Below are 12,303 nucleotides of genomic sequence, written 5' to 3' on the forward strand. Positions count from 1 at the left end.
AAACTATTACTTTTATTTTAAAAGAAAAAAGACTGTAGGCAAACTCGAAATTTCGAGTTTGTCTACAGTCTGAAAGGGCGTCTCAAATAAGACGCCCTTACTTTGTTTACTTTACTATTAATGCGGGACAATTTACCCGTTTCATTACTTTTTGACTAACACTACCTAGTACCATTTCTCGTAAGCTGTTTAAGCCACGACTACCAATAACAACTAAATCACTTGCTGTTCATTGGCATATTTTATAATTTAAGGTCCTGGAGTACCATGTAGAATAATCACCTTATAAGAAGTACTTGATTCGCGTAACAGTTGTTCTATTTTGGATAATTTTTTACGACGTTCAAAATTTAACGTGTCACTAGAAGAAGAATGTAATACGTCCAACTTTGCCTTTTCTAAGTCTGCAACATAAACTACATCAATGATAGAATCTTCTGAAAAGAATCGATTTTTATCGTCTCTTTTGCAACGCGGACAGCATTTTCAGAACTATCTGCCGCGAGTAAAAACTGTTTATACATGCGAATCCCCTTTAATGAGATGGCGACATTCCTTGTAATTTTGAAATGATTTTTTTACTTGTTGCATCTAATTCGATGATTTCAATTTGAATCTCTTTTTCCCTTAATAAATCTTCCACTTTTAATAGCGCACCAACGCCGGAATCATCCCAAATTCGGCTATTTGAGAAATCAAGTTGAATTTGTTTGCTCGTAATTTCAGCGTTTTTAAAGTAGTCAACAAAAGTATCAGTTGAGGCGAAGAAAAGCTGTCCATATACAATATACCTGTTTCCTACTTTTTTAATTTTGACTGAAGAAATTTTTACGACGAAGAAAATCGTACTTAAAATCACTCCAGCAATGACTCCTTTTGATAAATCATGGGTCCAAACAACGATGACAACAGTTGTTAACATGACGATGACGTCCGTTCGAGGCGCTTTAACCAAATATTTAAAGGAGCTCCAGTCAAAGGTTCCAACACTGACCATAATCATAATTCCAACAAGGACGGGCATTGGAATTTTAACCACTAAATCTCCGAGAACGATAATTAAAAAGATTAAAAATAAGCCCGCTACTAATGTGGATAGACGACCCCTACCACCAGATTTAACATTTATAACAGATTGGCCGATCATGGCACACCCTGCCATACCACCAAAGAAAGCAGTAACAACATTGGCAATACCTTGACCACGAGCTTCTCTATTTTTATTACTTTCCGTACTAGTCATATCATCGACAATTTGGGAAGTTAATAATGATTCAACTAAACCTACAATAGCGAGGGATAATGAGAACGGGAAAATAATCTGTAATGTTTCAAAATTAAATGGAACATTAGGTACGAGAAAGGATGGCAAAGTTTGAGTTATGGATCCTAAATCCCCAATTGTTCTTAGTTCAAAGCCGCCATATATCGCAACGATTGTTAAAAGAACGATTGCAATGAGTGGAGCTGGAATGACTTTTATAAAACGTGGTAACGTATAGACAAGAAGAAGTGTTATACCGACGAATACATACGTCATTGTTGAAATGCCGATAAAATGAGGAACTTGGGCCATAAAAATTAATATTGCTAAAGAATTAACAAAGCCAATCATAACGGCATTTGGAATAAATTTCATCAACTTTGCAATTTTAAAAACACCAAAAAGAATTTGTATTAATCCGGTTAAAATCGTTGTTGCAAATAAATACTGTAATCCATAGTCCCGAACTAATGGAACCATTACAAGAGCCATCGCGCCTGTTGCTGCAGAAATCATTCCCGGTCTTCCACCCGCGAATGCAATCGTAACAGCCATTGTAAATGATGCATAAAGACCTACCATAGGGTCCACGCCAGCTATAATAGAAAAGGCGATTGCTTCTGGAATGAGTGCAAGTGCTACGACAATTCCTGATAAAATATCGCCACGCACATTACCAAACCATTGTTGTTTTATACTTTGCATGGTATTCTCCTTTACATAACTAGTTGCTTGCTTGAAATTTAAGCAAAAAAATTCTTTGATTATCATAACACCTATATTCCTAAAAGGGAACCTTTTTGGGAAATGGTTTGGGAGCGATAAAATGATTTACGGTTATATTAGACCTCTTTATAATGATCTCCAATGTGAAAATCAGTTACATGTACTAAAAAGTTGTAATGAAATTTTTCGTGAACAACATGGATCTCCGAAAAAACGTATAGCCCTTGAGCAATTGCTAATGTTACTACAAGAAGGAGATACAATTATTGTTGAAAGAATGTTTGTATTAGCAGATACAACAAGACATTTGATGGAACTATTAAAAATATGTAAAAAAGATCGGGTAACGATACGATTTTTAAAAGAGGGTATTGAAAGTAAGGGGAAATTAGATTTTTCATTACAAGAAATGATGGATGTTATACTGGAATTTCAATTAGACATTGTAAAACAGTCAACGACAATCGGACTAGCCCATGCTAAAGAACAAGGTAAATTAATTGGTCGTCCTAAAAAATCGAATGAAAGTATTCAAAAAGCGATTTCAATGTACCATTCAGGGAAATACTCATTGCTCGATATAAAAAATGAAACAGGTATCAGCAAATCAACCCTTTATCGTTATTTAGAGTCGGTGGAAAATAAATAATTAAAAGAGTGTAGGCAAAGGAACAATCTCTTTACCTACACTCGTAAAATTTATTTAAATAATGCTTAGTAAGCAAGCCAACCAGCATCTGCAGCAATCACTTGGCCGTTAACGAAGCTTGATTCATCAGAACCTAAGAAGATTGCTAATTGAGCAATTTCTTCCGGTTGACCAACCCTTGGCATTGTAGCATTTCCCGTCATTTGACGACCAGCACCAAATTCAGAAATGTTTGTCATAGAAGCGCTAATATTTGTTGCTACTCCACCTGGAGCAATACCATTACAACGAATGCCGGAGCTAGCATACATATAAGCAGTATTTTTTGTTAGACCAGTTACTGCGTGTTTAGAAGCAGTATAAGCTGCACCAGCACGTGCCCCACGTAATCCACCTGCAGAAATATTATTAACAATCACACCATGACCTTGCTCTAGGAAAATGTTCGTTGCAATACGCATTGCACGCATAACACCAGTAGTATTTACAGCAAATACACGATCCCATTTTTCATCAGATATTTCACCCACAGGCTCCATACCATCCATAATTCCTGCATTATTTACTAAAATATCTAGTTTACCAAAGGCATCTTTTGTTTCTTTGAATAAATTTTCTAAATCTGCTAATTCAGCAACATTTGTACGATTAGCTATTGCAATGCCACCATTTGCATTAATCGCGTCCGCTACAGCTTTCGCACCATCGAAATTGTAATCTGATACAACGACTTTCGCACCTTCTTTTGCATAACCTTCTGCAATCGCTTTTCCCATACCTGATGCAGCGCCAGTAACGATAGCTACTTTATCTTGTAATCTCATATTTAAAATCCTCTCCGAAATTTTATTGAACATCTGTACAATAAATATTATAAATGTATTAAGTAAACGCTTTCAATAAGCAAAAACATGTATACTGTTCATTAATGAACACAATTTAAATTTTTTGTTTATAAAGAGGTGAAATAAATTTTGTCGCAAGTTGATTTACGTATTATAAAAACAAAGGAAGCTCTTCATACAGCTTTGCTTACCTTATTGAAAAATAAACCGTTAGAATCTATTTCAATTTCTGAAATATGTAGATGTGCCAAAATTAACAGGGGAACATTTTATTTACATTATTCTCAAGTAGGCGATTTATTTGAAGAGTATTTTAGAGAAATGATGGAGGATTTAGCCAACTCCTACCAAGAACCTTATCGTCATGTTGTAAAAATTAAGACAAGTGAATTGGATCCGTCGACGATACGAATTTTTCATCATATTGAGAAGTATAAAGAGTTTTACCGCATTGTTTTTTCTAAAAATGTGCCTTTAACTTATTACTATTTACTTTTTGAGGAAACTAAGCGACTATTTACAGAAGATGCCAAAGAACATTTTCATGTCGTTGAGGGTATTGATCCGAACTTTTACGCATCCTATCAGGCAAATGCTATTTTAGGAATGATTATTCAATGGTATAATGATGGATTCCAACAAAAGGCAAGCGTTTTAAATGAGCAGTTAGTAAAAATATTGAACTTAAAATAAATTTAAAAATTAATCTAACAATTCAACAACATATAAGATAAAATAGTGGGAAAATACTTCGTAAACCGAAATGAGAGGAGACATCTATGCTTTCAAAGTTTTTTTCGTATTACAAACCACATAAACGTTTATTTATCGTCGACTTTACGAGTGCAATCATTGTAGCAATTTTGGAACTCGCTTTCCCAATTGCTGTTCAATGGTTTATTGATACATTATTGCCTACGAATGAGTGGGGGACAATTGTTAAAGTAAGTATTTTATTATTACTTGTTTATGTATTAAGCACCTTTTTAAATTTTATCGTAAACTATTTAGGCCACAAATTAGGTATTAATATTGAAACGGATATGCGCCAGGATTTATTCAATCACCTACAAAAACAATCCTTCCGTTTCTTTGACAATAATAAAACGGGCCATCTTATGAGTCGTATTACAAATGATTTGTTCGATATTGGGGAATTTGCCCACCATGGTCCGGAAGATTTTTTTATCGCTATTATGACGTTTATCGGGGCATTTGCGATTATGTTCAATGTTAATTCGACTTTAGCATTGGTAGCTTTAGTTGCCGTACCATTTTTAGTTTGGATCGTAACCTTTAGCAATAAGAAAATGAATGCAGCTTGGAAGGAAATGTATGGGAAAATTGCCGAAGTAAACGGTCGTGTGGAAGATAGTGTTTCCGGTATTCGAGTAGTACAATCCTTTACAAATGAAGCTTTTGAAATGGAACGTTTCCGTGAACAAAATGGATTATTTAAAAAAGCAAAGCTATTTGGCTATAAAGTAATGGCAGGAACCCATTCGGGTATTTATATGATGACTCGACTATTGACTTTAGTCGTATTAGTTGTAGGGGCATGGTTAAGCTTTAATAACCAATTATCTTATGGGGAACTTGTTAGCTTTGTGCTTTATACGAATGTGTTAATTAAGCCTATCGATAAAATTAGTGCGTTACTTGAGTTGTATCCGAAAGGGATGGCTGGTTTTAAACGATTCCAAGAGCTGTTAAGTGAGCAACCGGAAGTTCAAGATAAAATAGGCGCTATTGACGTACCTTATTTACAAGGTGACATTAAGTTTGAGAATGTTACATTTGGCTATGAAGAGGATAAAACGATTTTAGACAATATTTCCTTTGAGTTAAAAGCAGGCGAAATGACAGCATTCGTCGGCCCATCGGGTGCAGGGAAAACAACAATTTGTTCGTTAATACCACGTTTTTATGATGTAAAAAGTGGTTCTATTTCGATTGATGGAATCGATATTCGAGATATGACGAAACGTTCTTTACGCGAACAAATTGGAATTGTACAGCAAGATGTATTCCTGTTTACAGGAACGATTCGAGAAAATATTGCTTATGGAAAACGAGGAGCCACAGAGGAAGAAATTCAGCATGCTTTGAAAAAAGCCCATTTAGAAGAGTTTGTTCAAGGTCTATCAGAAGGTCTAGAAACTCAAATTGGAGAGCGTGGTTTAAAACTTTCAGGAGGGCAAAAACAACGTCTTGCCATTGCGCGAATGTTTTTAAAAAATCCACCAATTTTAATTTTAGATGAGGCAACTTCTGCGCTGGATACTGAAACAGAAAAAATTATTCAAGACTCATTGGCAGAACTGGCTGAAAACAGAACTACTTTAGTTATTGCCCACCGTCTAGCGACAATTAAAGATGCGGATCGTGTCATTGTTGTTACTCCAAATGGAATTGAAGAAGATGGATCCTATAATGAATTAATAGCGGAGAATGGTATTTTCGCCCGTTTACATCAGCATCAATATAGTTAATCGGAAGGAAGAATCCGCCTTTTTTACAGGTGGATTCTTTTTTTAAAAGGATTATACTTAAAATGAAACATAATGTATAGAAACAGAAGGTGTTTTACAATGCATTATCCCATTCAATTAATAACGGAGTATTATGCCCAAGCTTCCGTTGTATTTACAGATATGTTTATGAATTCAATGCCGAAGGGAAGCAGAGATAGTGGTCGTTATACAGGAGCAAAACGTGCAGGAATCATTATCCCGTTAAACGGTAGTGCAAAGTTTAGTTTGAACAGCACACCTTATTACATATCAGCAGGAACGATAGTCCATGCAGGGCCACAAATGGAAATTGACATAGAAGTAATCGGTGAAGAAATATGGCAGTATGCGGTTATACACTATCAAATACAGGGAGACGATATTAGCAAATTTCCATATTTTAATCAGCATTTTTCACTCACAATCGATGATAGTGCACTTCTTTCTGAACTTACCCATCAGCTAATGCAAAATTACATAAAACCGACCAATATTTCACAAATTACTTGTAAACAATTATTTTTAAAATTGCTGGAAACAATTTTAATCAGTTCCACAAAAAAAAGTGATAATGGTAACTTGATGGACAAGGCTGTAAGGCTATTACATGACCAGTATGTTGAGCCCATTACAATACAAGAAATTGCCTCCCAGTTAGGTATTGAAAGAAGACGATTTGCTTATTTATTTGAAAGGCATACAGGTTTGTCACCTATTCAATATTTAACTGAAATTCGAATAAGGAGAGCAAAAATATTACTCCAAAGTGGATATTCGGTTGCTGAAGTCTCCGAAAAAGTAGGATATATAGATCATTTTTATTTTAGTAGAGTCTTTAAAAAGCAAACAGGTTTATCACCATCAAAATTTAAAAATAGTATGAGTTAAAGCTGCTTCATTTATTGAAACAGCTTTTTTATTTCCTTCAATTCGGCAAAAGTCCATAAAATTTGTAAATATGTCCATTCCTAAAATACATTCCCTTTGTTAGAATTACACTTAATGAGAATGATAATCAATTGCATCTTGTATGTTTAACGGAATAGCTTCTTGTTTTATCACAATCATAAAAATTTTAGAAATGAATGTTAAATAATACAAAAAAATAGGAGTGTTATAACGTGAAAAGAAGATGGATATTTGGTGCAGCAGCACTATTATCAATAGTTTTAGCAGGTTGTGGATCATCTACAGAAGAGTCTTCTCAATCAAGTAAATCTGCCGCAACTGAGGTAACTGCAGAGGCTACTACTCAAACAATTAACTATTTAAATAAAGAATATACAGTTTCAACTGAAGTTAAAAACATCGTAGCAGCAAGTTTAGAATCAATGGAAGATGCAGCGATGTTAGGAATAAAACCTGTCGGAGTTTTACAAGTTGGAGGCAAAATTCCATCCTATCTAGCTGAAGAACTAACAGGGGCACAGTTAATTGGTGACAAAATGGAACCAAACGCGGAAGCAATCTTAACTTTAAATCCTGATGTCATTGTAGGGTCTTCAAAATGGAAAGAAGATATCGTTGAGAAAATGAATAAAATTCAAACGACGATCCCATATTCTCATATTTCAACTAACTGGAAAGAAAATTTAACTGTTCTTGCTCAATTAGGTGGTAAAGAAAAAGAAGCAGCACAAATGATTGCTGATTATGAAGAAAAAGCAACGCAATCAAAGGCAAAGGTTCAAGAACAATTAGCAGAACAAACGGTATTAGTGATTCGTATTCGAGGAGGGGTAATGTATATTTACCCAGCAGATGTCTACTTAAATCCCGTATTATATGAGGATTTAGGAGTTCCAGTACCCGAAGTAATCGCTCAAGTTAAAGCACAGGCTGAAATTTCTTTAGAAACATTAGCGCAAGTAAATCCAGATGCAATTTTCCTGCAATTTGAGACATCTGAAAATGCAGACGCTCCACAAACATTAGAAGAGTTACAAAGCAACCCTATTTTTAAAAGTCTTAAGGCAACACAAAACAACCAAGTATTTGTGAATGCAATTGAACCATTAGCCCAAGGAGGAACAGCTTGGTCGAAGATGAAATTTTTGGATATCACGGTGGAAAAACTTCTTCAATAAATAGATAAAGGCAGTAGAGTGGATTAAGTTAGCTCTACTGCCAGTTTTTCTGATTCTAAAAGAAAAAGGTGTGTACATTGAAATCTATTTTTATTCGGCCATATACGATTTTAATCTGTTCTCCCATTTTCATATGTGCTGTGGTGTTAATTTCTATTCTATATGGTACTAAAGATATTAGTGCCATCACTGTATGGGAAGCGATTTTTCACTTTGATGCTAGTAATATCGATCATCAAATTATTCGAACAAGCCGCTTGCCAAGGGCGATTGCCGTTATATTAGTTGGAGCATTTCTAGCAGTAGCTGGTGCTGTTATGCAAGGTATTGCCCGAAACTATTTAGCTTCCCCTTCTTTAATGGGCGTCAATGATGGTTCTGCTTTTGTTATTACGTTAGTAATGGTGTTCTTTCCAGGATTACCTAATTATCAAATGATTTTATTATCAATGTTAGGTTCAGCTTTAGGAGCAAGTCTTGTATTTGGCTTTGGTTCTTTCATTCGAAATGGTCTTTCTCCTGTAAGATTAGCCATTATTGGGACTGTAATTGGGACGTTTTTAAGTAGCGTTGCAACTGCAGTCGCCATGTATTTTCAAGTATCTCAAACCGTTAGCGCTTGGTATAACACAAAAGTACATATGGTCGATTTAAATATGTTATTTCTTTCAATCCCCTTTGGACTGTTCGGTTTGTTATTAGCCATTGTATCAGCAAGGGCGATTACTATTACATCTTTAGGTGAGGATACGGCAATTAGTCTCGGCCAAAAGACAAAGATAATTAAACTTATTAGTATGTTATCAGTAGTTTGTTTAACGGGTACTGCTGTAGCCTTAGTAGGGAAAATTGCCTTTGTTGGTCTCGTTATACCGCATATTACAAGGTTTCTAGTAGGTGTGGATTATCGATTTATCATTCCTTGTTCAGCGGTAATAGGGGCTTTCTTTTTAGGGCTATGCGATTTAATGAGTAGATATATTAATTTCCCTTATGAAACGCCAATCGGAGTTGTCACTTCCCTAGTTGGTATTCCGTTTTTCTTATTTTTAATTAGAAAATTTGGGGGTGAAAGCCGTGGTTAAAAAATCATCCCGAAAGTTTTACATAACAATCGTTGTTTTTCTTTTTCTTATTTTTGTAGCTAGTTATTTACATATGACGAATGGTGTCTTTCATATGTCAGTGCTTGATGTTGTCAAGACGATTCTACGATTTGAAAAAAATGAACAGTTTGATTTAGTTATTTTTGAATTTCGCTTGCCACGAGTAGTGATAGCCGGTCTTGTTGGTATGGGGTTGGCTTTAGCGGGAACCGTCTTGCAAGGAATCACAAAAAATAGTCTAGCGGATCCAGGCATTATAGGGATTAATGCTGGTGCAAGCACTGCTGTTGTAATTTTTATGTTCTTCTTTCAAGTAAGATTAATGGATGCTAGCTTAAATAGCTGGGTTTCTATATTAATGATGCCGATATTCGGATTTGTAGGTGGCACTATTGCAGCAGCCCTAATTTTTCTATTTGCAGCAAAGAAACGGCAACTTGATATGCAGCGACTTATATTAACAGGAATTGCCATCAATAGTGGGTTTGGTGCTCTAACAATGTATCTTTCATTAAAAATGAACGCTTCTGATTATGAATCGGCAGCCCTCTGGATGGCGGGCTCTATTTATAACGGGAATTGGATTTTTATTCTATCGATGCTCCCATGGCTTCTTTTATTTGGTGTTTATGTATATAAAAAAGCCCACTTACTTGATTACTTTCAATTGGAAGACAGTCAGATTATTAGTTTAGGAATTGAACTAGAAAAAGAGAAAGTAAAATTGCTTCTAGCAAGTGTTGCTTTAGTAAGTGCTTGTGTTTCGGTTTCGGGAAGCATCGGATTTATTGGATTAATGGCACCCCATATTGCGAAACAACTTTTAGGCATTCATCATCGATACATCATTCCTTCGAGTGCCCTAATTGGTGCAGCCCTACTTATTTTAGCTGACTTTATTGGTAAAACCGTTTTTGCACCGGCAGAACTAGCCGTTGGTATAGTCGTTTCCATAATAGGGATTCCTTACTTTTTATATTTACTTGTAAAGGCGAAAGATTAGGAGGTTGAGTATGGTTACTGCATTTCAAATTGACAATTTAAGTTCGGGATATGAGAAATCGTTCATTTTTAAAGGACTTAATGTGGTCATTCCAAAGGGAAAGATTACAACCATCATTGGACCGAATGGATGTGGCAAATCCACCTTACTAAAAACAATCGGTCGAATTTTAAAAAAAGAACATGGGGAAATTTATTTGCACAATCAAAATTTGGATGATTTATCGACAAAGGAAATTGCGAAACAATTAGCGATACTCCCCCAATCACCTAGTGCGCCATCTCAATTAAAAGTCGAAGAATTGATCTCCTATGGTCGTTATCCTCACCGGAAAAATGTTAATCGCCTATCAAAAAAAGATATAGAGATGATTGAATGGGCGATGGAAGTTACAAATACAGTAGCGTATAGACAGCGGGAGTTAGCTCAATTATCCGGAGGGCAACGTCAACGAGTTTGGTTAGCAATGGCTTTAGCTCAAGAAACGGAGATTTTACTGTTGGATGAACCAACTACCTATTTAGATATGGCTCACCAATTGGAAGTATTAAACATTATAAAAAATCTAAATGAAAAGCATAGTTGTACGATTGTTATGGTTTTACATGACATAAACCATGCTGCCCGGTATTCCCATGAACTAATTGCAATGAAACAAGGTGAAATAATAAGATGTGGAACGCCTGAAGAGATTATCAATGAAGAAGTGTTAAAAGAAGTATTCCAAATTCAAGCTAAAATTTTGCGGGATGAAGAGACAAGCACACCTATATGTTTTTCTTACGATATTATATAAGGAAGGTGTTATCACTTGATTGGAAGTTTAAAATTGCATCATTTCTCCATTGAATCAAACTATACAAATTATAAATATGATATTTCTGTATATGTACCACCTATTCAAGCTCCAATGGATGGTTTTCCAGTTATTTATGTCCTCGATGGACTTAGTTATTTTCCACTAGCTAAACAAATTGTTCATTTACAATCTCGTAATACCATGAAAACAAAGGTAGAAAGTACTATAGTCGTTGGAATATGTCATCAGGAAGAGACGATGCATAGTCGCCGCTTTTATGACTTTACAGCACCTGCAGAAAAGTACCATTTTCCTGCCCATACAAAAGGGAAGTTGAATCATATTAAGGAAGTAGGGGGAGCAGAAAACTTCAGTTCCTTTATAACAGAAGAATTAAAACCAATGATTGAATCTCAATATAATATTAATAAGTCACAACAAGCTATCTATGGCCATTCTTTATCAGGTTATTATGTCCTTTGGAGTTATTTAACGAGACCAAATGAGTTCCAAACTTATATTGCTGTTAGTCCCTCTATTTGGTGGAATGATCGAGAATTATTTTGTTTTCTTCAAAATAGTGATATAAAAAATCTTGGTCCGATATATATTATTGTAGGGGAGAGGGAAGGATTTATGGTGGAAGATGCTGTACATTTTTATAAGGAACTTCCTACAAGGATCAATCAACAGTTATTCATCGCAACGGATGAAAATCATGCCTCTGTCGTTCCCGCTACAATGAGTAGAGCTTTCAGGTTTTGTTTTGAAGTAAACAATCGATAATTTAACTATATATAAACACCCTATAGGATCATTTCGCCTATAGGGTGTTTTTTAATTAATATATTGGAGTACTTTATCAACAACTTGTTCTCCGGCTATAACCCATTTATGTTTATTTTGAATTTCGGCATCCTTATCCACGGGATCTTGGAATTGACTAAAACCAGTAGCTTCTAATAAAGAACTTTCATCAAAATCTAAGCCAAGATTTACAACGTGTTTGATGACATAGGGAGTTTGGAATTGAATTTGCGCCTTACTTGAATCAAGCATACCGCTTGTTACAACAAAGGGGAGGCGCAAGTAAATCGTTTCTTCATTTTTCTTGTATAGAATGGTATCAAAAAACCCTTGATCATAATCCCAATAGCTTCCTAAACAAAATCCATAACGTTTAATTTTATCCCGCAAAGAGCCAAATTCTACTTGTTTCCCTTCAAGTTCGGATTCAAATTTTAGCATTTGTGGTTTCCTCCTTTGTTTCTCCTAAAAGGATAGACAAAAATTGAGGAGCAAATACATTGT

General features: G+C 35.2%; 12 protein-coding genes and 1 pseudogene. 9 read left to right on the forward strand and 4 right to left on the reverse strand.

The features are described from left to right. Positions 1-106 precede the first annotated feature (106 nt). Together H9636_RS14965 and H9636_RS14970 are read right to left on the reverse strand one after the other, a co-directional pair. Positions 107-524: pseudogene (locus H9636_RS14965) on the reverse strand (universal stress protein). Positions 525-535: 11 nt separating this feature from the next. After that, positions 536-1,969, reverse strand: a complete 1,434-nt coding sequence (locus H9636_RS14970; protein ID WP_191708377.1) for a SulP family inorganic anion transporter — start codon at positions 1,967-1,969, stop codon at positions 536-538. A 121-nt stretch (positions 1,970-2,090) separates the two neighbouring features. On the opposite strand from H9636_RS14970, the gene H9636_RS14975 reads away from it, so the two are divergent. Beyond that, a complete protein-coding gene (locus H9636_RS14975; RefSeq protein WP_191708378.1) occupies positions 2,091-2,639 on the forward strand; it encodes a recombinase family protein in 549 nt (182 codons plus the stop codon). A gap of 65 nt (positions 2,640-2,704) precedes the next feature. Here the strand turns inward: H9636_RS14975 and H9636_RS14980 are convergent, their stop codons facing one another. Then, the gene (locus H9636_RS14980; RefSeq protein WP_191708379.1) at positions 2,705-3,463 is read right to left on the reverse strand and encodes an SDR family oxidoreductase; all 759 of its coding nucleotides are present in this window, start codon (positions 3,461-3,463) and stop codon (positions 2,705-2,707) included. A 150-nt stretch (positions 3,464-3,613) separates the two neighbouring features. Between H9636_RS14980 and H9636_RS14985 the strand changes: the two genes are divergently transcribed. From H9636_RS14985 to H9636_RS15020, 8 genes are all read left to right on the forward strand, one after another. Continuing rightward, positions 3,614-4,177, forward strand: coding sequence for a TetR-like C-terminal domain-containing protein (locus H9636_RS14985; protein WP_191708380.1), 564 nt, complete (start codon positions 3,614-3,616; stop codon positions 4,175-4,177). An 86-nt stretch (positions 4,178-4,263) separates the two neighbouring features. After that, a complete protein-coding gene (locus tag H9636_RS14990; protein ID WP_191708381.1) occupies positions 4,264-5,976 on the forward strand; it encodes an ABC transporter ATP-binding protein in 1,713 nt (570 codons plus the stop codon). A gap of 99 nt (positions 5,977-6,075) precedes the next feature. Next, entirely contained in the window at positions 6,076-6,885 is an 810-nt protein-coding gene (locus tag H9636_RS14995; RefSeq protein WP_191708382.1) for a helix-turn-helix domain-containing protein, read from the forward strand. 233 nt (positions 6,886-7,118) lie between these two features. Beyond that, positions 7,119-8,084, forward strand: a complete 966-nt coding sequence (locus H9636_RS15000) for an iron-hydroxamate ABC transporter substrate-binding protein (RefSeq protein ID WP_191708383.1) — start codon at positions 7,119-7,121, stop codon at positions 8,082-8,084. A 77-nt stretch (positions 8,085-8,161) separates the two neighbouring features. After that, positions 8,162-9,169 (forward strand): FecCD family ABC transporter permease, encoded by a 1,008-nt coding sequence (locus tag H9636_RS15005; protein ID WP_191708384.1) that lies wholly within the window; start codon positions 8,162-8,164, stop codon positions 9,167-9,169. Further along, a complete protein-coding gene (locus H9636_RS15010) occupies positions 9,162-10,193 on the forward strand; it encodes a FecCD family ABC transporter permease (protein WP_318241033.1) in 1,032 nt (343 codons plus the stop codon). The genes H9636_RS15005 and H9636_RS15010 overlap by 8 nt, the downstream gene beginning before the upstream one ends. A gap of 10 nt (positions 10,194-10,203) precedes the next feature. Continuing rightward, complete coding sequence (locus H9636_RS15015) at positions 10,204-10,989, forward strand: ABC transporter ATP-binding protein (RefSeq protein WP_191708385.1); 786 nt, start codon at positions 10,204-10,206, stop codon at positions 10,987-10,989. A gap of 15 nt (positions 10,990-11,004) precedes the next feature. After that, positions 11,005-11,778 (forward strand): alpha/beta hydrolase, encoded by a 774-nt coding sequence (locus tag H9636_RS15020; protein ID WP_225230255.1) that lies wholly within the window; start codon positions 11,005-11,007, stop codon positions 11,776-11,778. Between the two features lie 51 nt (positions 11,779-11,829). Here the strand turns inward: H9636_RS15020 and H9636_RS15025 are convergent, their stop codons facing one another. Then, positions 11,830-12,240 carry a YugN family protein gene (locus H9636_RS15025; RefSeq protein WP_191708386.1) on the reverse strand — a complete coding sequence of 137 codons (411 nt, stop codon included), beginning with the start codon at positions 12,238-12,240 and terminating at the stop codon, positions 11,830-11,832. Positions 12,241-12,303: the final 63 nt, after the last annotated feature.

Source organism: Ureibacillus galli (genome assembly GCF_014836845.1).
In the GTDB taxonomy this organism is placed as follows: Bacteria; Bacillota; Bacilli; order Bacillales_A; family Planococcaceae; genus Ureibacillus; species Ureibacillus galli.